This window comes from Microvirga sp. P4_A5 (assembly GCF_056402495.1).
Genome location: NZ_JBFUHH010000047.1, coordinates 1 through 22804, shown reverse-complemented (window position 1 = coordinate 22804; position 22804 = coordinate 1). Strand labels below are relative to the sequence as shown.

Genomic DNA, 22804 nt, shown 5'->3' with positions numbered 1-22804 from the left:
GGTCGCATACCGGAGCGAAAGCGCGACATATTCGCCGGAGCCGGAAGACGCCGACGACGAAAAACGCCCGGCTGCGAGGCCGGGCGTTCAAAGGCTTTGAGATGAGGCGAAAAGAATTACGCCGAGGTAACCTTGGCGTACAGGCCCTGGATAGGCTTGAAAGCCTCGGTGGCGAAGCTGGAATAAAGCTGGCCGAGCTTCGTGGACTGGCTGACCAGGCCCTCATAGGCGCTCTTGACGTATTCCGTCTGGATCTCGACCGCCTTCTCGAGGGTCTTGGCGCTGGCAAGCTGCTCTATGGTCGAAGAGTTGCGCTCAATGGCCTTGCGTGCAAAGTCGCTTGACTCGGCCGCGATGGCTTGGGCACCTTTAGAAAAAGTGCCGACCGCCTGAATGGCGGCTTCCATGTTTTCCTGGCCATACTTCTGGAACTGGTCGAAAGACGGGATCATGGGAGACCTCAGAGGTTCTAAGTGGGGGGTGGACCGTGTTGAATTCAGTGCTGCCATTAATATGTGCACCGCACAATAAGAGTCAAGAAAATTGTGCACCGCACAAAAACCCCCTCCCCAATTTCCCTCCCGTTAACCCGCCCGTAACCGCATCCCCTTAACTTCCGAGACTGTGTTGTGCCGGCAACGATCTCCAGCAAGGAGCGGTCGGCGTGGGGCCTGAGATTGAGCTGAACAGGGATCTTTACAGGATGAATTCGGTACGCGTTTGGGTCGAACGTCGAAGGACACTGGCATTGGTCGGCGTCGCGGCGGCTTCGCTCGTCATCGCTATCGCCTCTCCGGCGGAGGCCGCTCGCCGCAAGGTGAGGTCCGGCGGTGGCTACAGCCCTCCTACCGCGTCGATCGTCGTCGATGCGAAGACCGGCAAGGTCCTGTCGGCGGACAATCCCGACGCCATCCGTCATCCGGCGTCGATCACCAAGGTCATGACGCTGTATCTGCTGTTCGAACAGCTGGAAGCCGGCAAGGTGAGGCTCAACACGCCCTTCACCGTCTCGGCTCACGCCGCCCGGCAATCTCCCTCCAAACTCGGCCTTCCCCCCGGCCAGACCATCGAGGTCGAGGACGCGATCCTGGCGCTCGTGACGAAATCCGCCAACGACATCGCGGTGGTGGTCGCCGAGAATCTCGCAGGTTCGGAGGACGAGTTCGCCGAGCGCATGACGCGCAAGGCGCGCCAGCTCGGCATGTCCCGCACCGTCTATCGCAATGCGTCGGGCCTGCCCGATCCCGAGCAGGTCACCACCGCGCGGGACCTGTCGCTTCTCGGCCGGGCGATCCAGGATCGCTTTCCGAAATACTATACCTATTTCAACACCCGCGTATTCAATTACGCCGGGTCCAGCATGCGAAACCATAACCGGCTTCTGGGTCGCATCGAGGGTGTCGACGGCATCAAGACCGGTTTCATCGGCGCGTCGGGCTTCAACATCCTGACCAACGTCAAGACCGACAGCCGCCATGTGGTGGCGGTGGTCCTGGGCGGCCGGTCGGCAGCCTCCCGCGACAACACCATGGCCGAGCTCATCGGCGACAACCTGCCCCGGGCTTATGCGGGCGCCCGCATCGCTCCGCCGGTCGGCGAAGGCTCCAGCCGCGAAATCATGGTGGCGGATGCCTCGCCCGCTGCGACCATCCCGGTCCAGAGCGCGCCGGTCGAGACCGTGGCCGAGGCTCCGCCCCCGCCTCCCGTGCGCAAGCCGCTCGATCTGACGACGCTTCGCCCGGTGGTCGCCTCGGCGGCGGGTGCGAGCGGTACCACCACCCCCTCCTCCGGCGTCCGCTGGCAGAAGGGCGCGCAGCCCCTGCCCCTGAACGCCCAGGCCTTCGCCGCCCTCCAGGAGGCCGACGAGATTTCCGAGCGCGAAAAGCTCGCTCTCGCGGCGAAGATCGAAGCCCGCCTGCCCGCGGCTCCTCCGACACAAACGGGTGCGATCAAGACCGCGTCGATCGAGAAGCCGGCGGCGGCCAAGCCCGCGGCAACGCAGACGGCCAGCGGCTGGGTGATCCAGCTCGGCGCCACCGACGACGAGGAGAAGGCCCAGGCGGTTCTCGACCGCGCCGGCAAAATTCTTCCCAAGGCTTCGCCCTTTACCGAAAAGGTAACGGTTCGCGGTAATACTCTCTACCGGGCCCGCTTTTCCGGGTTCGACGAATCGGCGGAGGCCCAGAACGCCTGCAAGGCGCTCAAGAAGAGCGGCTTCAGCTGCTTCGCCTCAAAGGGCTAAAGACGACGAATGACGGCGCGTGTGTGTGCGCCGTCATGAACTTTCTTCTTCGGGATCGCGTGTGGAGTATCAGCGATGTCGGCTCAACAGAACTTCTCTCGCCTGGTTGACCCTGGCCGCGAGGTGCGCCGTCCCCCCTTGGTCGGGATGGAGTTTCTTCATCAACCGGCGATACGCTTCGCGGATCTCATCGAGGCTCGCGCCCGGTTGAAGCCCCAGGACCTGGTAGGCTTCCTCTTTCGACATCGCGCCCGTCTGCGCGCGCGTCCGCGTGTCACCATCGCCCTGAGCGTATTCACGCCAGCCGGGAAACCGGCGGTCAAAATAAGCCTCTAGAAACGCTGCTCCCTCCGGGTCGAGGGAACGGCATTCCGCATACAGCGCGCGCAGGGACGGCTGATCGAGATCGCCCAATCGCCGCCCGGTGAAGCGTCCTGCGAGAACGTGTCCCGTCACGGTTCCGGACCGGCGATCGATTTCCATTTCGATCATCGCCGATCGGACGCGGGCGAGTGGCTCGGCGGCGCCTCTTGCGCCCCAAGGGAGAGGCAGGTTCAGACCGCTCCACCCGAGTGCCCAGGCGCCGACGCCGCCGAGCAGCAGCGCCATGTCGATGCGGCCCCTGATGCCCAGCAGCACTGCGAGCCCGAGCGCCACCACCCCGCCGACGATCCTGACCGCTTTGGTCACGGCTTTGGCGTCGGACCGGACGAAGACCTTGGACAGCCACCAGAGAAGACCGAAGGCGGCGAGTCCGTAGAGCAGCATCATGGTTTTCGTTCCCGCTTGTCATGGGCGACTTGGTCTTGGGCAAAGGGTGCGCGGTTTCGAGTGCACCGCTTTTAGATGAGCCTGCGGACGGCAATTGCCTAGCCCCTGCGGCGTCTGCTAGAGCGCTTTCGTGTCGGATCTCGCGCATGCCGGACGTGTCACACGCCGGAACGCCGAGAGGATGGATTTCCGGGAGTTGTGCGATGTCGTCCGTGCCTGTCGTCGATCACGCCTTAGCTCTTCGCGAAGCCGTCGCCGAATGGCGCAAGAGCGGCCAGCGCATTGCGCTGGTGCCCACCATGGGCGCGCTGCACCAGGGGCATGTGTCGCTGGCGCGCCTCGCACGGGCCGAGGCCGACAAGGTTGTGGTGTCCATCTTCGTCAATCCGACGCAATTCGCCCCGACCGAGGATCTGTCCAAATATCCGCGCACCTTGGAAGAGGATTTGAGGAAGCTCACGGGCCTAGCCGACCTGGTTTTCGCTCCCTCAGTCGAGGAGATGTATCCCACTGGTGACAGCACCCGCGTGCGGGTCGCGGGGCCAGCGACCGTTGGCCTCGAGGACCGCTTTCGACCGACCCATTTCGAAGGGGTGGCGACGGTGGTGGCGAAGCTGTTCAATCTCGCCCAGCCCGACCTCGCGATCTTCGGGGACAAGGATTACCAGCAATATCGTGTGATCGAGCGGATGGTTCAGGACTTGCACATGCCGCTGCGCATCGTTGCGGGCGCGACCCTTCGCGAGCCGAGCGGGCTCGCCATGTCGTCGCGCAATCGTTACCTCAGCGCGGAAGATCGGGAGCACGCCGCCATCCTCCATCAAACCCTGAAATCCTGCGCGGACGGGATAAGCGCCGGAGACGATCTCGACGCGGTCATGGAGGCGGGTTTCGCCGTCCTGTCGAAAGCCCATTTCGCGGTCGATTATTTCGAGGCGCGCGATGCCGAGACACTGATGCCGCCGTCCGGGGATCCCACGCGTCCACTTCGCCTTCTGTTGGCGGCGAAGCTCGGCAACACACGCTTGATCGACAACGTGGCCGTCTAGTGGAGAACGCGCGGTTTCGCAGGCGGGCGAACCTTTTCCCAGGCCGAGGCCATGACCCCGTGCATGCCGGAATCGCTCAGCCGGTCGCTGAGGTCGACGAAATGGCGTTCGATTGTGGCGAGTTCGAGCTCGGGTTCGTCGTCCCCGTCGCCCTCGCCATCGGTTGCCACGTAGCGTTCGTATGCCGCTGACATTTCCGCGTACGCGAACGCGACCGGCATGGTTCTGAAGATGGTCGAGAATTCCTCGTCGAGGTCGCCGGTCTGCAGGTCGCGCATCTGGACGAGGTAACCGTCCGCGTGCTCGCAAACCTCGTATCGCCAATGCCAGCCTTCGGATACCGCGAGAAACATGGCAGCCTCCACTCACTCAACTGAAGTGTTGAGCCAATGCGAATTCGCACGAGGGAGTTCCCGGAAGGCTCCTAGCCCAAAAGACTAACGGCGTACGCCCGCATCGAGGCGCACGCGGCCGCTGATCCTCACTTGCGTCCCGTTGCCGAGATCCACGAACCCGTTCTGCTGCTTCACCCGACCGGCCTCGCCGGCCTTCGCCGGGAGATCGCAGCCGGGCGGCGGTTTCGGGGCGTTCCTGCCCGAAACATAAGGCACCCGGCAATCCATGGCCTCAGTGGCGCCAAGGGCCACGATGCCGGCGAGCAAACTGGCGAGAAACGCGAGGCTGAATTTCATCACAGCAATCCCAGTTCGGCGAGTTCCCGCCGCATGTCCTCGGGCATTGTGGCGATTCCCGTCGACGTGTCGATATCCCTCGGCGCATCCTTGGCGGCGAGGTAGCGCCAGCCCTGGAACGGCCGGTAAGGGCGCGRCTCGACGGGAACTATCCTCTGGTCCAGCGACAGGCGGCATCGCCCGATCCCGCTCCCGTCCGTAAACGCCGTGATGCCGAGGAGCGCCTGGCGGCAGGCGATCTGGCCGCGAATGACCCAGTAGAGCGAGCCCCCATCCAGCAGCTCATCGCCGCGTTTCGGCATCATGCGGGTGATGTGGGTCTGCTCATAGGGACGCCCGAGGCGCCGATGGTGGGCCCGGTTTTCCTCGATCCATCCTTCGAGGTCCGCGATGGAATCGACGCCGACGCAGAGTTTGAGCAGGTGCAGTGACATGAGCGCCATCAACCACGGTGGCGAAGGCGCGAGAACGGGGCGATCCGCCGCATCCTATTCCTCCGTCTTCAGCACGATGAGCCGTGCACCCTCGGCCACCTGCGCGCCCGGCTCGGCGGTGACCTCCGCGACTTCGCCGTCCGCGGGTGCGACGAGCGCGTGTTCCATCTTCATCGCCTCGACGACGGCGACACGCTGCCCTTTCTCGACCCGGTCGCCGGGCTTCACGAACACCGCGATCACCTTGCCGTGCATGGGCGCTTTCACGACATCGCCGCCGTCGAGATGTTCGAGGTCGACATCGAAGGGATCGTAGGGAGCGACGCGGGTCTGGCGACCGTCGCGGATGACGATCATGCCGTGATCGGTCAGAACGAAATTGCGGACGTCACGGGTCAGAAAGTCGCCGGAGAGGTTCGATGATTGTCCCGCCCACGTGACTGCCACATCAGCCGCGACGTCGGCGGCATTCGTTGGCGGCCATTCCAGCAGCACGTCGATGCGCTCGCCATCGACGGTCACGGGAAACGTCTGACGGCGGGGGCCGCCGAGTTGGAAGCCGTCGTGATCCCGCCAGGGTGATGCGACCTCATCGTCCGTCGCGGCGGCGCGATATTCGCGATCGTCAAAGTCCAGATCGAGCAGGCTCAGCACACCGAGGCGGATCGATTCCCCGTCAGCCGCCTGCGCCACCGCACCCAGGGCATCGATGTTCCGGTCGATGAAACCCGTGTCGAAGCGCCCCGCCCTGAACGCATCCGCTTCGCAGAGTTTTTTCAGGAACGCCACGTTGGTCTTCGGGCCTGCGACCAAGGTCTCGCCGAGCGCCTCGGAAAGCCGGGTCAGCGCCTCGTCGCGCGTCGCACCGTGCGCGATTACCTTGGCGATCATCGGATCGTAATAGGGCGTCACGCTATCGCCGGCGCGCACGCCCGTATCGATGCGGATTCCCTCGCCTTCGGGAAATTCCAGCGCCCAGAGCTTGCCGGTCGACGGCAGGAACTCATGCTCCGGGTCCTCGGCGTAGAGCCGGGCCTCCACCGCGTGACCATCGATCGCGAGGTCGTCCTGGGTGAAGGGCAGCTTTTCGCCCGAGGCGGCGCGAAACTGCAATTCGACCAGGTCGAGCCCGGTGATCGCCTCGGTGACCGGGTGCTCGACCTGCAGCCGCGTGTTCATCTCCATGAAGAAGAACCGGTCGGGGCGAAGGCCCTCGCGGCCATCGGCGATGAACTCCACCGTTCCAGCGCCCACATAACCAACCGCGCGGGCGGCCTCGACCGCGGCCTTGCCCATGGCGGCGCGCATCTCGGGCGTCATGCCGGGGGCCGGCGCTTCCTCGATGACCTTCTGGTGCCGCCGCTGCAGCGAGCAATCGCGCTCGAACAGATGCACCACATTCCCATGCGTGTCGGCGAAGACCTGGATCTCGATATGGCGCGGCGCGAGGATGTATTTTTCCACCAGCACGCGGGGATCACCGAACGCGCTTGCCGCCTCGCGCTGCGCGCTCTCCAGGGCGGCGTCGAAATCTGCCACCTTCTCGACCCGCCGCATTCCTTTGCCGCCGCCGCCCGCGACGGCCTTGATCAGCACCGGATAGCCGATCTCGTAAGCCTTCTGCCGCAGGAAATCCGCTTCCTGCCGGGCGCCGTGATAGCCCGGCACGACGGGAACGCCGGCCTGCTGCACCAGCGTCTTGGCCGCGTCCTTGAGGCCCATGGCGCGGATCGCCGATGCGGGTGGGCCGACGAACACGATCCCGGCCTTCGCGCAGGCCTCCGCGAACTCCGCCCGCTCGGACAGGAAGCCGTAGCCGGGGTGAATGGATGCTGCGCGGGAGGTCTTCGCCGCCTCGATGATGCGATCGATCTGCAGGTAGCTGTCGCGGGCGGGCGCGGGGCCGATCAAATGCGCTTCGTCCGCCATCCGGACGAACATGGCGTCGGCATCGGCTTCCGAATAGACCGCCACACTCCGCATCCCCAGGCGCTTCGCCGTGCGGATGATGCGACAGGCGATCTCGCCACGATTCGCGATCAGAACGCTCTCGAGCATGGCCTCTCCCTCGGGTCGCGGCGCTCGCGCGCCAGCCGCCTCCAGCTAGAGCAAAACCGCGCGGCCTTGTCACGCGCGAAGCGCAAACGCCATCGTCCCGACGCCAAGGCCGCCCTGCAACACGCCGTCCCTCTCTGCCGACGACCGGTTCCACTCGACCCCGTCATTCCGGGACCGCAAAGCGGAATCCGGTACCCGGAACCGCGAGCGTCAAAAGCACGGCCGCAGCGTTTCCCCCTCGCCCGGACCCCAGGGCAGGACGAGTTCCCAGTTCAAGCCGCAGCCACACGGCGGCACCGCGTCCGGCCCGCAACAACGCAAACCCCCATCGTCCCCGAAAATAACCCCTTGCAGGGTCCGCCGCCTTCCGGTAGCGTTTTTGCAAATAGTTCGCAACTGCAGAAAGTTTCCGATGGACGCGCTGCCTCCCTCCTCCACTGCGCTCGATGCCGRCTGGCGACGGTCCCGCTTCGGCCCGTCCCTGCCGGAGGTCAATCGCTCGATCGCGATCAGGTCGGGATCGAAGTGGAGGCGGATGACCGCGTTCTTCGGACCCGGCTACCTGGTCGCCGTCGGCTACATGGACCCGGGCAACTGGGCGACCTCCATCGCGGGCGGATCGAAATACGGCTACGCGCTTCTGTCCGTCGCGCTGATCTCCAACATCATGGCGATCACCTTGCAGGCGCTCTGCGCCCGCCTGGCCGTGGGAAGCGGGCGCGATCTCGCGCAGGCCTGTCGCGACGCCTTTCCGGCCCCGATTGCCTGGATGCTCTGGGCGCTGGCGGAACTGGCGATCTGCGCCACCGACATGGCGGAGGTCATCGGCACGGCCATCGGCCTCAACCTGCTCTTCGGCCTGCCGCTCGAAATCGGCGTCCTGATTACGGCGCTCGACGTCTTCCTCATCTTGTACCTGCAGAATATCGGGTTTCGATGGGTGGAGGCATTCGTGATCGCGTTGCTTGCGGTCATCGCCGTATGTTTCGGCGTTCAGATCGCGCTCGCCGATCCGCATTGGGGCGATGTGGTGCGGGGCTTCGCGCCCACGACGGAGATCATCACCAACCCCAATATGCTCTATCTCGCGCTCGGCATTCTCGGCGCGACCGTCATGCCGCATAACCTATACCTGCATTCGGGAATCGTGCAGACCCGCGCCTATGGAGAGACCCTGCCGGAACGCCGCGAGGCCATGCGGTTCGCGACGCTCGATTCCACGCTGGCGCTGATGTTCGCGCTCACCATCAACGCCTCGCTGTTGATCCTCGCAGCGGCGGCCTTCCACCATACCGGACGCACGGAAATCGCCGAAATCGGCGAGGCGCATACGCTGCTCGCGCCCTTGCTGGGTGCCGCCATCGCCCCGACCCTGTTCGGTATCGCGCTCTTGTGCTGCGGGTTGAATTCGACCGTGACGGCGACGATGGCGGGTCAGATCGTCATGGAAGGGTTCATCAACTTCCGCCTGCCGCCCTGGCTGCGCCGCCTCGTCACCCGTGGCATCGCGATCGTGCCGGCGGCCGGCGTGACCATCGCTTACGGCGAATCCGGCACCGCGCAGCTTCTCATCCTCAGCCAGGTGATCCTGAGCCTGCAACTGCCCTTCGCGGTGGTGCCGCTGGTGATGTTCACGGCCTCGAAGAAGAAGATGGGGCCGCTGGTCGCGCCTCTCTGGCTCACGATCTTCGCAGGAATCATCGCGGCCATCATCGTGGCGCTGAACATCAAGCTGCTGATCGACTTCGCACTCGGCTAGGCAGGGCAGTGTCGTGGGCGTTCGACCGCCCACGACAATCGCGCATCAGACGTCCGACAGGCGCCGCAGCGCTTCTTCCATCTTGGCCTTGCGACCGAGCGATTCGTCGCGCCGCTCGCGCTGCTCGTCGACGACCTCCTCGGGGGCCCGCTTGAGGAAATCCGCGTTGCCGAGCTTCGCGTCGATCTTCGACACGTCGGAATCGACCTTGGCGATTTCCTTGGTGAGCCTTGCACGCTCGGCCACGAGATCGATGACGCCTTCCAGCGGCAACGCCGCGATCTCGCCCCGGATCAACAATTGGATCGAGCTTTTCGGCGCCTTCTCGGCGACGGTGATGTCGGACAGTCGCGCGAGGCGCTTCAGGGTGTCCTCCCACCGACCTGAGCGGGCCTTCACCTCAGCCGAGGGGGCCACGAGCACGAGCGGGATCTGCGCGCCCGCCGGCACGTTCGTTTCCGAGCGCGCGGAGCGTACCTCGTTGACGAGATCCACCACCCAGCCGATCTCGGCCTCCGACGCGGGGTCGATCAACGCATCGAGATGGGACCACGGCGCGAGCGCGAGGATCGATTCGCGCTTTGGGCCCTCCTCGCCCTTGATCACCCACAATTCCTCGGTGATAAACGGCATGAACGGGTGCAGCAGCTTGCTGATTTCGTCGAAGATGTAGGCGATCGTCTGTTGCGTCTCGATTTTGGCGGGCGAATCCGCGCCTTGCAGAACGGGCTTTGCGAGCTCCAGGGTCCAGTCGCAGAACACGTTCCAGACGAACCGGTAGGCTGCGAGCGCCGCCTCATTGAACTTGTAGGCCTCGATCCCGGCCGTCACCTCGTTGACCGCTTTCGCAGTTTCGCTGAGCGCCCATTTGTTGAGCGTTTCGTTCACCGATGTCGGATCGAAACCCGCGACGCGCTGGCAGCCGTTCATCTCGGCAAAACGGGCGGCATTCCAGATCTTCGTCGCGAAATTGCGGTAGCCTTCAACGCGCTGCACGCTGAGCTTGATGTCGCGTCCCTGCGCCGCCATGGCGGAGAGCGTCATGCGAAGCGCATCCGCGCCGTATTGTTCGATCACGTCGAGGGGGTCGATGACGTTGCCCTTCGACTTCGACATCTTGGCGCCCTTCTCGTCGCGAACGAGGGCGTGGATGTAGACGGTCTCGAACGGCACTTCGTCCATGAAGTGCAGCCCCATCATCATCATTCGGGCGACCCAGAAGAAGATGATGTCGAAGCCGGTGACGAGTGTGTTCGTGGGATAATAGCGCCCCACCTCCGGCGTCTCGTCGGGCCAGCCGAGCGTCGAGAAGGGCCAAAGGGCGGACGAGAACCAGGTATCGAGAACGTCCTCGTCACGCACCAGGGTCACGTCGCGCCCGTGCTTTGCGCGCGCCTGCGCCCTCGCCTCGTCTTCGCTCATGGCGACGAAGTGGTTGCCCTCCTCGTCGTACCAGGCGGGGATCTGGTGGCCCCACCAGAGCTGGCGCGACACGCACCACGGCTCGATGTTCTCGAGCCACTGGAAATAGGTCTTCTCCCAGTTCTCCGGAACGAATTTGGTCTTGCCCGCGCGCACGGCCCCGAGCGCCCGGTCCGCCAGCGGCTTCACGTCCACGTACCATTGATCGGTGAGATACGGCTCGATGACGACGCCGGAGCGATCGCCGTGCGGAACCGCGTGGGTATGGGGTTCGATGGCGACGAGATCGCCCGTCTCCTCCAGCATCGCGACAACGCGCTTGCGGGCATCCGCGCGGTCGAACCCATCGAGCGCCATCAGCGCCTCGAGTGCCTGGGACGCGGGCAGATCGCGCAGGAAGTCTTCGTTGCCGGCAAGCGCGAGCTGCGCCTCCGTGCCGAGAATGTTGATCGATGCGAGCTTGTGGCGTCTTGCCACTTCGAAATCGTTGAAGTCGTGCGCGGGCGTGATCTTGACCGCCCCGGTGCCCTTCTCGGGATCCGAATATTCATCCGCCACGATAGGAATGCGGCGGCCGACCAGCGGCAGTATGGCGAACTTGCCGACGAGATCCGCGAAGCGCTCATCCTCGGGATGCACCGCCACCGCGACGTCACCCAGCATCGTCTCCGGCCGCGTGGTCGCAACGGTGATGAAGCGCTCGGGCTCACCCTCGATGGCATAGCGGATATGCCAGAGGCTTCCCTTCACCTCGACCTGCTGCACCTCCAGATCGGAGATCGCCGTCTGGAACTTGGGGTCCCAGTTGACGAGCCGCTTGTCCTTGTAGATCAGGCCCTGGTTGTAGAGATCGACGAACACCTTGAGGACGGCGGCCGACAGGCCCTCGTCCATGGTAAACCGCTCGCGCGACCAGTCGCAGGAGGCGCCGAGGCGCTGGAGCTGCGCCTTGATGCGCCCGCCGGATTCGTCCTTCCATTCCCAGATCCGCTTGACGAATTCCTCGCGCCCGAGTTCGCGGCGATGAATCTGCTTTTCCATGAGCTGGCGCTCGACGACCATCTGCGTGGCGATGCCCGCATGGTCCATGCCCGGCTGCCACAGGACGTCGCGCCCGCGCATCCGCTCGAAGCGGCACAGGATGTCCTGGATCGTGTTGTTCAGCGCATGCCCCATATGGAGCGAGCCGGTGACATTCGGCGGCGGGATGACGATCGTATACGGGACAGCGCCTTTCCGATCCTCGCGCCCTGCCTTGAAAGCGTCGGCCTCATCCCAGCGGGTGGAGATTCGCGCCTCGACGGCGGCGGGATCGAACGTCTTGTCCATCATCGTTTCGTACCGGTCAGTTGGCGCGCCAGGGCGCGATCCCGTCGGGTCGTACCCGAGGGTGAAGAATTGGCGAATATCAATGAGTTGGACAATGTCCTTGCCCGGAAAGGCAGTCAACGTTCCGGCGACACGATCCAGCTCTCGAGATATGTGCGGTTACAAACCGGAGGCCGGAGGGGAAGTCAACCGAGGCGAAGCCGGCGATAGCAGGTTCCAGCGCCTCGCATGGCCCGACCTTGCGTCCTGCGCAGCGGAAGACGTTCGCAGCTCACGCCCAGATCAGCGGCGGCGGGCAATCCGTTCGATCTCGGCCTGAACGAGACGCTCCACCAGGGCCGGCAGGTTGTCGTCGAGCCACTCTTTCAGCATGGGGCGCAGAAGATCCTTCATCAGGTCTTCGAGCGTCTGCGGCTGCGTCGGCATGATGGTCGAGCCGAGCCGCGTGAAGGCGTCGGAAACGGATGCGTTGGCGGCGCTGGACAGAAGCGTATCCGTGCGGCGTGGGTCGGAGAAGCTGCGTTCGGCCTCATCGGGCTCCGGCACGCGGTCGAGCGCATCTTCAGGCTCGTCGTGATAGCTCACCAGTTGCAAATCATTGTCCGAATGATCGTCATCCTGGCGATCATCCTGGCCGAGCTCGGGCGCAGAATATGCCTGCCCGAGCGGCACAGAGCGACCTGGCATCTGTGCGGTCTGCCGCTCCGTGAGATCGAGCACGTTGGCGAGGCCCGACGGCTCGCCACGGTCACGCGACGCGCCGCGCAGAACCTCCTGGTCGTCCGCGATGATGCGGCGGATGGAGGCGAGAATCTCCTCCATCGAAGGTTCCTGAATTTTGGAATTCGCCGAACTCATGCGTGTGACCGATCAACCGGTTAGAGAATCAACTCTTGGCGAGCGATGTCAGTATTTCACGCAAGGGAAGAGAAGCAAGCGCGACCGGACAGCGAAGTTAATCGCCGTCCAGGGATTTCTCAGCGGCCGTCAGGAGTCGACAGGCCACCCCACAGGTCCTTGACCTGCTCGTAATGCACCCGTGGGCTGTAATGGTTGACCGCGAGCCCGAGGGCACGCGAGTTCAGCCGGCCCATGGCCTGCACGACCGCGTAGGACGCGACCACGCGGTCGCGCTGCGCGGTGATGAGATTGACGCGGGCGTTCAACAATTCCTGCTGCGCGTTCAACACGTCGAGGGTCGTGCGCTGGCCGACGCGGGCCTCTTCGCGAACGCCGTTCAGCGCCGTCTCGGACGCATCGACCTGTGCCTGCGCGGCGACGATCTGCGCGCGGGCCGCTTCGAGCTGGCCATAGGAGGAAATGACCGCCGCGCGGACCTGGTCGCGGATCGAATCGGCTTCCAGCCGACGCTGGCCGACCTGCTCTTTGGCCTGCCGCGTGGATGAATAGGCGACACCGCCGTCATAGATCGGCACCGTCAACTGCGCCACGACCGAACCCGACAGGACGTTGTCGCCGTCGATCTGGGTGTCGTAGCGCTTGGCGACCGAGCCGCGAACGCCGAGCTGCGGCGCAAGGGCGCCGGCCTCGATCTTCACCTGGAGCTCGGCAACGTCCACGCCGTGCATCGAGGCCTTGATGGCCGGATGCTCGTTGAGCGCGACCTTGAGGGCGCCGTCCACATTGCGCGGCAGCAGCTTGTCGAGGGGACGGCCGGGCGCGAGCTGACGGGGCTCGACACCGATCACCTGGCGGTACTGGGCCACGCTCGTGCGGAGATTGGCCTCGGCCAGGCTTGCCTGCGAGCGGGAGGCTGCAAGACGCGACTGCGCCTGCGCCACGTCCRTGCGCGTGACCTCGCCCACATTGAAGCGGTCGTTCGTCTGGCGGAGCTGCTCGTCGATGACCTCGACGTTGTTGCGCTGGAGATCGAGGATCGCCGTGTCGCGCAGCACGTTCATGTAGGCGGAGGCCGAATCGAACAGGGTGTTCTGTTCGTTGTTGTTCAGGGTCTGCCGGGCGCCCAGGACCGACGATTCGGCCTGCTCGACCGAATTCTTGGTCCGAAAGCCGTTGAAGAGGTTCTGGTCGATCTGCACGCCGACGCCGCGCGGGTACAGGCGCTCGATGTTGGTGCCGCCGCCGCCCGGACGCTCGAATTCCGAATAGGTACGGCCCGCATCCGCCGAGGCATTGACCTGGGGACGGTAGCCGGACTTGGCGCGCGAGACGTTTTCATCCGTCGCGCGGACATTGGCGCGCTGGGCATTCAGGTTGGGGTTGTTGCCGTAAGCGCGAGACAAGGCGCTTTCCAGCGTTTCGGCCGAGACGCCGCCGGCAAATGCCAGCACGAAGACCGACGTCATCGCCCCGAAGAACGCCTGCCCTGTTCTGCCAAATCGAGTGTCGCTCACGCCCACCTACCTGTTGGTTCGAACTGGCCGTAGCCGTCCGACCGTTTTCTCTACGCTGCATTAAACCAACACGATACAGAACGAAACAATACCCATGCGGGATGAGTCGGCAATCCGGCRGGCCGCAAATCGCAGCATTTTCTCAGCGAGTGGCGCAAATAAGCGACACTCTTCCGAAGGTTAACAAGGAATTAAAACACGAAGCCCGGCTTGGCCCGGAAGGCGTCCAGGACGGGCGCGGCGGCGTCGAAGAGGCTGCGCTCGCCAAAGGTGTCGCCTGAGCGGACGAAGAGGGTCGCGCGGCCCGAGCGGCCCTGCCCGACCACGCAGGCCAGGCGGCCGCCATTTTTCAATTGCCGGAGCAAAGCCTCCGGCCTCACCTCGAGGGCGCCGTTGACGAGAATCGCGTCGTAGGGTCCGGACGCGGCAAAACCGTCCGCGAGGTCGCCAGTCTCCAGCGTCACCCGCTCGGAGCCCGCGGCCTTCAGAGCGCTGCGGGCGGCCTCAGCGAGAGCCCCATCCGCTTCCAGCGCCGTCACATAGGCGCCGAGCTCCGACAGGACGGCTGAGGAATAGCCGCGTCCGCTTGCGACATCGAGAACCTGGTCCCCGCCATCGATCTCGAGGGCCTGGATCAACCGTGCGAGCACCATGGGGCTCAGCATGAAGCGGCGATCGGCGCCTTCGCTGACCGGAAGCTCAAGGTCGCTGTAGGCGAGCTGTTCGCGGCCGGGAAGAACGAAATGCTCCCGCGGGACGTCATCCATGGCGTCGAGGAGCGAAATGTCATTCACATCGAAAGTGCGCAATTGGCTGTCCACCATCGTTCGGCGCGCCTGCGTGAAATCGACCATGAAATGCCTCAGTGTAGGGATGGAGGCCTCGCCCGGAATCGAACCGGGGTGCAAGGATTTGCAGTCCTCTGCGTAACCACTCCGCCACGAGGCCATCCGGGGCGCGCCGCAACCGCGACGGCTGCTCCATAGCAGAGCCTCGGACCAAAGAGCAACAGGTGCGAGACCCGAAAGACAGCACTTGCAACCGACGAAACCCGTGTTATATGGCTCCCACCTGACGCCGAGGCACCACCCATCGAGGGCCGCCTGGCAAAAGGAGGCCACCGGGCCCGTCCCGGATGGCATGGCAATATTCCGGCGTGGCGCAGCGGTAGCGCAGCGGACTGTTAATCCGTTGGTCGTAGGTTCGAATCCTACCGCCGGAGCCAATTTTTTACCCGCCCCAAGCTTAGTCGTTTGAAATAAAGTACTTTCCCCCAGACAAGGCCGGGCAAGTGCTTGATGCAATTACGATTTATCTTCAGGTTGCTTTGCGGTCTCACGCTTCGACCCGGTGATTCCGGCCGAGGACGATGTGGCGTCGACAAGGTGAGCGCAGTCGGGCGCCAGCACAACCGACCCGAATAGACGCCGCTGCGTCGCACCATTCGGGCCCAGCCATAATCTTCGAGCGCGCGCCACAGATCGAAGGTAGTTCGATCGTCGGAAAACGACCCCTCAAAGATCGAGCCTATTTCCGGTGCTAGCCCAGAAACAGCGCAGCAACGAAAACAAGACTTGCGGCGATCCCCGACACTATCAGCAGCGCAGAACTAGGACATTCGTCGCGATAGTCGGGTTCATGTTCATCAAACATCACTACTCGCAATCGATCAACACATTGGGCTTTCGGTAGCTTTTCACTGTGACGCCGCGATGACCGACCCGTAGGCTCTTGACCTTACCCCTGTGGGAGGGTCGATGGTGTCGTCCAAACAAGAGTGAGGCTAGCCATGACTGGTGATCGGAGCGTTGAAGGACATGTGCATGAGGAACATGGACATCGTCATCATCATCAAGGCCACGATCACGAATCGCATGGGGCGGATGCCGGCAAGGTGAAGGATCCCGTCTGCGGGATGATGGTGGACCCGCATACGACCACACGTCGGGCCCAGTATCACGGCAAGCCCTATTACTTTTGCTCCGCGGGCTGCCAGTCGAAATTCATGGCGGATCCGGAAAAGTACATCGTACCCGCACACACACGAAAAGCCGAGGCCGTTCCGGAGGGCGCGATCTACACCTGTCCGATGCATCCGGAAATTCGGCAGGTCGGTCCGGGTTCCTGCCCGATCTGCGGCATGGCGCTGGAACCGGTGCTCGTGAGCGCCGAGGCGACGCCCAATGCCGAGCTGATCGATATGAAGCGCCGCTTCTGGATCGGACTGGCGCTGACGCTTCCGGTTTTCATCCTGGAGATGGGGAGCCACCTCACCGGACTCGGCCACCTGATACCACCGGTCATCTCCAACTGGATCCAGTTCGCGCTGGCGACGCCGGTCGTGCTCTGGGCCGGCTGGCCGTTCTTCGAGCGCGGCTGGCAGTCGCTGAAGAACCGCAGCCTCAACATGTTCACGCTCATCGCCATGGGTACCGGCGTCGCGTGGCTCTATAGCGTGATCGCCACGCTCGCACCCGACATCTTCCCGTCGGCCTTCCGCAACCATGACGGCTCCGTTGCGGTGTATTTCGAGGCCGCGGCGGTGATCACCGTCCTGGTCCTCCTTGGGCAGGTGCTGGAACTTCGCGCCCGCGAGAGTACCAGCGGCGCCATTCGGGCACTGCTGGACCTTGCGCCGAAGACCGCAAGGCTCATCGCCGAAGATGGGAGCGAGGAGGAGATCCAACTGGATTCGGTGCAGGTCGGAAACCGCTTGCGCGTCCGTCCCGGAGAGAAGGTCCCGGTCGACGGAATCGTGGTCGAGGGGCGCAGTTCCGTTGATGAATCGATGGTGACAGGGGAATCGATGCCCGTGACCAAGACGGTTGGGGCCAAGGCTATCGGCGGCACCATGAACCAGTCCGGCGGCCTGGTGATCGAAGCAAAAAAGGTCGGCCGCGACACCCTGCTGTCGCAGATCGTTCAACTCGTAGCGGAAGCCCAGCGCAGCCGGGCGCCGATCCAGCGTCTGGCCGATCAGGTGTCGGGCTACTTCGTGCCCGCGGTCATCGGCGTGGCGGCTCTCGCCTTCGCGGGTTGGGCGATCTGGGGACCGGATCCTCGGTTCGCCTTCGGGCTGGTCGCGGCGGTGTCCGTCCTCATCATCGCCTGCCCCTGCGCACTCGGGCTCGCCACGCCGATGTCTATCATGGTCGGCGTCGGACGAGGCGCCCAGGCGGGCGTCCTGATCAAGAATGCCGAGGCGCTCGAACACATGGAGAAGGTCGACGTGCTTGTGGTCGACAAGACCGGAACGCTCACGGAGGGAAAACCTGCCGTGACGGCCGTCGTGCCGGCGAAGGGTTTCACGGAAGTCGATATCCTGCGACTGGCCGCCAGCGCCGAGCGCCCCAGCGAACATCCGCTCGCAGTGGCGATCGTCGCCGCGGCGGAGAAGCAAAGCATCGCGACGTCTCCGGTCACCGACTTCGATTCTCCGACCGGAAAGGGGGCGCTCGGGACAGTGGAGGGCCGACGCGTCGTTCTGGGCAATAAGGCGTTTCTCGCCGAGCACGGCATCGATATCGGCGGCATGGATTTGCAGGCCGATGGATTGCGGCAGGACGGCGCGACGGCGATCTTCGCCGGCATCGATGGGCGCGTCGCTGGAATCATCGCCATCGCCGATCCCGTGAAGCCGACGACGCCCGAGGCGCTTGCCGGCCTCAAGGCTGCTGGCATCCGGGTCGTGATGCTCACCGGCGACAACTGGACCACCGCGAAGGCGGTTGCCCGGCAGCTCGGGATCGACGATGTCGAGGCCGAGGTTCTGCCAGAGCTGAAGAGCGCCGTCGTGCAGCGGTACAAGGCCGATGGTCACGTGGTCGCGATGGCGGGCGACGGCGTCAACGATGCCCCGGCGCTGGCCGCGGCCGACGTTGGAATCGCCATGGGGACCGGCACCGACGTGGCGATGGAAAGCGCCGGCATCACCCTGCTCAAGGGCGACCTGACGGGTATCGTCCGGGCACGCCGGCTGTCGCAGGCGACCATGCGCAACATCCGCCAGAACCTGTTCTTCGCCTTCATCTACAACGCGCTCGGCGTGCCGGTCGCGGCGGGGGTCCTTTATCCGTTCTTCGGCATCCTGCTCTCGCCCATCATCGCCGCAGCGGCGATGGCTTTGTCATCGGTCAGTGTGATCGGCAATGCCATTCGCCTGCGCTCCGTGCGGCTTTGATGGGGCGGCGGCATGTGATCGGCGCTGCCATCACCGTCACACGATCGACGATAAGGCGCTGGGACTGTGCAACAAGAGTGTCGCCAGCACGCCGAGGCCCTGTTCCAGCACGGCCCGGTTCTGCGCCACACCGAGGGATACGCGGATGGCGTCCGGGGATGGTCCCACCGCGAAGGCATCGCTTGCCACGAGGGCTAGTCCCGATTGCCGCGCGTACATGTTGAGATCGGCCCGGCGCCAGCGATCGGGCAATGTCAGCCAGAGGTGATGGCCTTCCGGGTGGGCCCGGAACTCCAGCCCGTGCAGGACCCGCTGCGCGATGGCTTGGCGGGCGGCGCTCTCCTCCCGGATGGCGGCCGTAATGGCGTCCAGCGTGCCGTCCAGGATCCATTTCGAAGCCAATGCCGCCATGAGCGGCGGCACCATGAGGGTCATGGCGCGGATCTCCGCCGCCAACCGCAGCGTATCCGCCAGTCGCGGCGTGACGACATAGGCCGTCCGAAGGGCCGGGGTCACGCATTTCGACAGAGTGGCGATGTGCCAGGTGATCTCCGGCGCGAGCGCCGCGATCGGGGGCGGCGCCTGCCGGGGCAGCGCCCCGTAGGCATCGTCCTCGATGATGAACACCCCATGGCGACCCGCCACCCCGGCGATCGCCTCGCGCCGCGCGGGCGACATGGTCGCGGTCGTCGGGTTGTGGATGGTGGGGACACAGTAGATCGCCTTCGGCCGCTCGCGCCGGCAAACCTCGTCCAAGACAGCCGGATCGAACCCCTCCCCGTCCATCGTCACCGGGACCAGCCGCACCTTCAGCTGCTCGGCGATCGCGCGCAGGCCCGGATAGGTGAGATCAGGAACGCAGATGGCGTCGCCCGGCTGGGCGAGGATCCGCACGATGGCATAAAGCGCCGTCTGGGCTCCGCCGGCCAACACGACCCGGTCGACCGGAACCGCCCCCAGGCGCGGCTCCAGCCAGCGTGCGCCTGCGGCACGATCCGGCCTCGATCCCGCGCTTTCCTGATAGTGAAGGTGCATCATGCCATGGGGCGACGACAGAACGCCCGCGATCCCGTCCTGAACGCGTTCCCGCAGTTTCGCCTCCGGTGGCTGGGGCGGCATGTTCATGCTCAGGTCGATGACAGGCGTTCCGACAGGTGCCACGTCTCGTCGCTCGAGACCCTTGCCCCGGACGAAGCTCCCCCGCCCCGTGTTGGCCTCGATCAGCCCCATCCGACGCGCCTCGTTGAAGGCGCGGGTGACGGTGGTGAGGTCCACGCCGAGTTCCTTCGCGAGCTGGCGTTGCGGCGGCAGGCGGTAGCCAGGCTTGAGACGGCCGGCCTGCACGTCCGCCAACAGCGCCTCGGCGATGGCCAGGTACTTAGGGCCACTCCCCTTCTCGATCCGCGGCATCCAGGACAACACGTGTTCTTGACCTTCTTGTCTTTGAAATGTATGGCTCACCAACGATATCCGTAGCGCGTACGAGCTGAATAACTCGATTTTGTAAGGTTTTCTCTACTACGAAATGTATGGATTATCAATCCATACATTGCCCTTGCAACCGAGGCGCATACCGGAAGGGATCGAACATGTCCATGACCTTGAGTGCGAAGGAGGCCATCTTCAAGCACGGCCTCATGTGCCGCTGCCCCCGGTGCGGCAAGGGTCGCCTGTTCAACGGCTTCCTGACCCTCGCCCCGCGCTGCGAGGCCTGCGGCCTCGACTACGCCTTCGCCGACCCAGCCGACGGCCCGGCCTTTTTCGTCATGATCATCATGGGGATCCCGGCAGCGGCATTCGGCGTATGGGTCGAAGTGACGTGGGAGCCCTCCTTTTGGGTGCACGTCCTCACGTCCTTGCCGTTCATGCTGCTGACCTGCATTCCGCCGATCCGTCCCGCCAAGGGCATGCTGGTCGCGAGCCAGTACTTCCACAAGGCCGAGGAGGGGCGCTTCGTCGTCCCGCAGCAAGCGGCGAGCAAGGAATCGCCCGCCTCCCGCCACGTCGGTTCCGGCGGCTAAGCAAGTCAGCCCGCGAAACGTGGCTGCTGCCTGCCCTGCTCCAGAGCACGGTGGAAATGTTCGGGAACTTTGGTGTGAGAGGCATGAGCGGTCGAGCGCCAACGGCTCTGAAAACGACGACTACCAGCCACCACGTTCACTACTGGGCTCTGATCCGCCAAACGCATGAAGAAGAAACGACTGAACCGTTCAGGCGCAAGCGTAGTGGCCCGTCGGAAATCAGGGAACATCATCCTCGGCGACCGAACCGCCTTCACTCTCCCATATTCCGATCCGTCGAGCACCGCGGCGGCTGAACTTCAGCCTGACGCCGACCCCCATGCTGTCCTCGGATATGAACACCGCGCCGAGGTCCTCCAGCGCGCGACGAAGCGTGGATAGTAGGTCAGGATCGAGCTGAAGGCGCATCTTCTCGAAATCGACGATATTCGCAGCGGGAACGGATGCCTTGTTCGCCAGGGTCCCGATGTCAACTTCCGCAAGTGCGCGCGCGGCACGGCACTGTCCCGGGGTGAGGATTGAACTGTCTCTCATGGTCTTGCCTCCGCTCTCAAGTTTTATATCGACGCTTTCCAAAAGCGAAGGCCCGATATTCGACGGCACGGACAACGCGAACAATCGGCGACGAAGATGGAGAAATCGGACGGTCAGGCTTCGCCAATGGAACACCTGTCGCAATCCCCCGCCTCCACTTCACTGTCGCCCGCCTTTTTCCGACCGGCGGACGAGACTGAGAAGACGACGGTAGGCGAGCCCGCCAGAGCTGCTGGTGTTTTGGTGCATCCGGCGTAGCAACCACGTCCTGCGCCTCGCACCGCAGCTTGACTTTCCCAAAGCTCAAACTAGCGTAGCAAGTATTATGCTGCGCAAGATGAGAATGCATTTTTTCACGCATGCAGGTCGCCTGAGAACGGGCACGTAATCTCGGGCGACGGCGACGAGCTTTCGTCAGTCCCCCGAGACAAACATGCAGCTTACTTCCATTCMGCGCTTCGCTCGCTCGTTTCGGTATGACTTGGAGCGATGTCTCAATGTGATCAGAAGCACCTCCGCCAGGAGCGGTTCGATGATGTCTGCGCCTTCCCTCCCTCCCCTGACGATAGCCTCGACTGACTACGATGATCTTCTGCTTTACGCGGGCATGGCCAAACAGAAGGGCGATCGTAACGCGGAGTTCATGTTGGCCGAGTTACGACGCGCCAAACTTTGCGACCCCGGCGAATTACCCGACGATATCGTGTCGACGAATTGCCGCGTGATCTACCGCCTGGATGAAGCGTCCAAACCGACGGCTCACCTTCTTGTGCACCCTCGACATCTCCTCTGGCCCGATGCCGAGCTCTCCGTCATGACCCCCGTGGGGATCGCATTGCTTGGACTCCGGGTGGGTGACACGATGCCGTTTGTGGCAGGCGATGATTCCATCGAACACGAGGTGAGAGTGGAAGGTGTTGGGCTCCGCTTTCTCGCGTGAAGCCGGAAAATTTCGCACTTTATAATTGCTGTTAGCCCTGGTGTCGGAATCCGACGCCCGACGCCCGGGCATTTATTGGGGGAAGAGAGTCCAAGACTGACTGCGATGCCGGCGGTTCCTTCGCCCGGCATGGGTGGGAATCACACGGGTGGCGAAAAACGTCCGAGCGAACTTGCTTGGAAGCATGAGCATGCTACTCGGGAGTCAATCCACGCTATCGCAGTGTTGCCGATCTGGGCGGCGCGGCTAGGCAGGCCACCCCTGAAACGACGGTGAGGGCAGCGCGGTGAGCCTCCGGCGCGTCGTACCGTGTTTGCACATTCGCCGCCGCGAAAGATTCCTCAAGACCAGTTGGAGTCCGGCGGACCCGAACGAGTTCTGTCATTTTCATGCAGGGGATGCGGCATTTTCGAGCGGCGCCGGGGAAGCTGCCTCCCCGATCGGCGCGGGCTCGAGTACACTGAGAACGGTCAAGCGTCGTTCGTCGCCGTTACGCGTTTTCCATGCGATCGACTTTCCGAGGGGAAGACCTATCAGGGCGGTGCCGATTGGCGTCAGCACCGAGATCTTCCCCTTGTCGATGTCCGCTGCATCAGGAAAGCAGATCGTAACCACCTGCACGCGGCCTGTCGTATCATCCCGGAACTCGACCTCTGATCCCATATGGACCGTGTCCCCGACATTCCTGCCCATGGGCAGGATGCGTGCACGTTCGAGCTCATACCCGAGTTGCGCTGCGACCTCCGGCATCGTCTGCGACGCGGCCGCGATCAGGCGTGAGAGATCTTTGTGATCAGCATCGGACAAGGTAATGCGCGTCTCGGCACGTCTCGTCATTTCGAACTATCCTCTTCTTGCGGACGTCGCGCCTTTCAGGCAGCGAACGTCGGAATTTCATGACCGCTCGTCGGGCATCGCACGCGCGCGGAGAACACAACGGATGGAGTCATCCTCATCTGACGCACTGCGCAGGGACGCTCTTCAGCAGCAACCTGCCG

Annotated in this window: 19 protein-coding genes and 2 tRNA genes; 7 read left to right on the top strand and 14 right to left on the bottom strand. The window is 64.0% G+C overall.

Annotated elements, in window-relative coordinates; translation table 11 throughout:
* Positions 1–116 precede the first annotated feature (116 nt).
* Positions 117–452, bottom strand: coding sequence for a phasin family protein (locus AC1DVM_RS13655; RefSeq protein WP_477254970.1), 336 nt, complete (start codon positions 450–452; stop codon positions 117–119).
* A gap of 251 nt (positions 453–703) precedes the next feature.
* Between AC1DVM_RS13655 and AC1DVM_RS13650 the strand changes: the two genes are divergently transcribed.
* Entirely contained in the window at positions 704–2242 is a 1539-nt protein-coding gene (locus AC1DVM_RS13650) for an SPOR domain-containing protein (protein ID WP_477254969.1), read from the top strand.
* Between the two features lie 69 nt (positions 2243–2311).
* Here the strand turns inward: AC1DVM_RS13650 and AC1DVM_RS13645 are convergent, their stop codons facing one another.
* The gene (locus AC1DVM_RS13645; protein WP_477254968.1) at positions 2312–3013 is read right to left on the bottom strand and encodes a J domain-containing protein; all 702 of its coding nucleotides are present in this window, start codon (positions 3011–3013) and stop codon (positions 2312–2314) included.
* A gap of 203 nt (positions 3014–3216) precedes the next feature.
* Between AC1DVM_RS13645 and panC the strand changes: the two genes are divergently transcribed.
* The gene (gene panC, locus AC1DVM_RS13640) at positions 3217–4062 is read left to right on the top strand and encodes a pantoate--beta-alanine ligase (protein WP_477254967.1); all 846 of its coding nucleotides are present in this window, start codon (positions 3217–3219) and stop codon (positions 4060–4062) included.
* Here panC and AC1DVM_RS13635 read toward each other — a convergent pair.
* The 4 genes from AC1DVM_RS13635 to AC1DVM_RS13620 form a co-directional block, all read right to left on the bottom strand.
* On the bottom strand, positions 4059–4415 hold the full coding sequence (locus AC1DVM_RS13635; protein ID WP_477254966.1) for a hypothetical protein: 357 nt from the start codon (positions 4413–4415) through the stop codon (positions 4059–4061). The two genes, panC and AC1DVM_RS13635, sit on opposite strands and share 4 nt — an antisense overlap.
* Before the next feature lie 84 nt (positions 4416–4499).
* Positions 4500–4754 carry a hypothetical protein gene (locus AC1DVM_RS13630; protein ID WP_477254965.1) on the bottom strand — a complete coding sequence of 85 codons (255 nt, stop codon included), beginning with the start codon at positions 4752–4754 and terminating at the stop codon, positions 4500–4502.
* Positions 4754–5188, bottom strand: a complete 435-nt coding sequence (locus tag AC1DVM_RS13625) for a DUF1489 family protein (protein ID WP_477254964.1) — start codon at positions 5186–5188, stop codon at positions 4754–4756. The genes AC1DVM_RS13630 and AC1DVM_RS13625 overlap by 1 nt, the downstream gene beginning before the upstream one ends.
* 54 nt (positions 5189–5242) lie before the next feature.
* The gene (locus AC1DVM_RS13620; RefSeq protein WP_477254963.1) at positions 5243–7246 is read right to left on the bottom strand and encodes an acetyl/propionyl/methylcrotonyl-CoA carboxylase subunit alpha; all 2004 of its coding nucleotides are present in this window, start codon (positions 7244–7246) and stop codon (positions 5243–5245) included.
* Positions 7247–7658: 412 nt separating this feature from the next.
* On the opposite strand from AC1DVM_RS13620, the gene AC1DVM_RS13615 reads away from it, so the two are divergent.
* On the top strand, positions 7659–9005 hold the full coding sequence (locus tag AC1DVM_RS13615) for an Nramp family divalent metal transporter (protein WP_477254962.1): 1347 nt from the start codon (positions 7659–7661) through the stop codon (positions 9003–9005).
* A 45-nt stretch (positions 9006–9050) separates the two neighbouring features.
* On the opposite strand, the gene AC1DVM_RS13610 is transcribed toward AC1DVM_RS13615, so the two are convergent.
* The 5 genes from AC1DVM_RS13610 to AC1DVM_RS13590 all read right to left on the bottom strand — a co-directional run bounded on the left by AC1DVM_RS13610 (position 9051) and on the right by AC1DVM_RS13590 (position 15079).
* Positions 9051–11759, bottom strand: coding sequence for a valine--tRNA ligase (locus AC1DVM_RS13610; RefSeq protein ID WP_477254961.1), 2709 nt, complete (start codon positions 11757–11759; stop codon positions 9051–9053).
* Positions 11760–12038: 279 nt separating this feature from the next.
* The gene (locus tag AC1DVM_RS13605; protein WP_477254960.1) at positions 12039–12578 is read right to left on the bottom strand and encodes a PopZ family protein; all 540 of its coding nucleotides are present in this window, start codon (positions 12576–12578) and stop codon (positions 12039–12041) included.
* A gap of 155 nt (positions 12579–12733) precedes the next feature.
* A complete protein-coding gene (locus AC1DVM_RS13600; RefSeq protein ID WP_477254979.1) occupies positions 12734–14083 on the bottom strand; it encodes a TolC family outer membrane protein in 1350 nt (449 codons plus the stop codon).
* A gap of 239 nt (positions 14084–14322) precedes the next feature.
* Positions 14323–14985 carry a protein-L-isoaspartate O-methyltransferase family protein gene (locus AC1DVM_RS13595; protein ID WP_477254959.1) on the bottom strand — a complete coding sequence of 221 codons (663 nt, stop codon included), beginning with the start codon at positions 14983–14985 and terminating at the stop codon, positions 14323–14325.
* Between the two features lie 20 nt (positions 14986–15005).
* A tRNA-Cys gene (locus AC1DVM_RS13590) sits at positions 15006–15079 on the bottom strand.
* Between the two features lie 202 nt (positions 15080–15281).
* On the opposite strand from AC1DVM_RS13590, the gene AC1DVM_RS13585 reads away from it, so the two are divergent.
* Both AC1DVM_RS13585 and AC1DVM_RS13580 read left to right on the top strand, forming a co-directional pair.
* Positions 15282–15356: transfer RNA gene (locus AC1DVM_RS13585), tRNA-Asn, on the top strand.
* A gap of 564 nt (positions 15357–15920) precedes the next feature.
* Positions 15921–18311 (top strand): heavy metal translocating P-type ATPase, encoded by a 2391-nt coding sequence (locus AC1DVM_RS13580; protein ID WP_477254958.1) that lies wholly within the window; start codon positions 15921–15923, stop codon positions 18309–18311.
* Between the two features lie 36 nt (positions 18312–18347).
* Here AC1DVM_RS13580 and AC1DVM_RS13575 read toward each other — a convergent pair whose 3' ends face one another.
* Positions 18348–19721: an aminotransferase-like domain-containing protein gene (locus tag AC1DVM_RS13575; RefSeq protein WP_477254978.1), complete on the bottom strand. Its 1374-nt coding sequence runs from the start codon at positions 19719–19721 to the stop codon at positions 18348–18350.
* Positions 19722–19900: 179 nt separating this feature from the next.
* On the opposite strand from AC1DVM_RS13575, the gene AC1DVM_RS13570 reads away from it, so the two are divergent.
* Positions 19901–20332 (top strand): DUF983 domain-containing protein, encoded by a 432-nt coding sequence (locus tag AC1DVM_RS13570; RefSeq protein WP_477254957.1) that lies wholly within the window; start codon positions 19901–19903, stop codon positions 20330–20332.
* 219 nt (positions 20333–20551) lie between these two features.
* On the opposite strand, the gene AC1DVM_RS13565 is transcribed toward AC1DVM_RS13570, so the two are convergent.
* The gene (locus tag AC1DVM_RS13565) at positions 20552–20866 is read right to left on the bottom strand and encodes an XRE family transcriptional regulator (protein ID WP_477254956.1); all 315 of its coding nucleotides are present in this window, start codon (positions 20864–20866) and stop codon (positions 20552–20554) included.
* Between the two features lie 532 nt (positions 20867–21398).
* Between AC1DVM_RS13565 and AC1DVM_RS13560 the strand changes: the two genes are divergently transcribed.
* A complete protein-coding gene (locus AC1DVM_RS13560; RefSeq protein WP_477254955.1) occupies positions 21399–21806 on the top strand; it encodes a GreA/GreB family elongation factor in 408 nt (135 codons plus the stop codon).
* A 387-nt stretch (positions 21807–22193) separates the two neighbouring features.
* Here the strand turns inward: AC1DVM_RS13560 and rnk are convergent, their stop codons facing one another.
* Positions 22194–22643 carry a nucleoside diphosphate kinase regulator gene (gene rnk, locus AC1DVM_RS13555; RefSeq protein WP_477254954.1) on the bottom strand — a complete coding sequence of 150 codons (450 nt, stop codon included), beginning with the start codon at positions 22641–22643 and terminating at the stop codon, positions 22194–22196.
* Between the last annotated feature and the right edge of the window lie 161 nt (positions 22644–22804).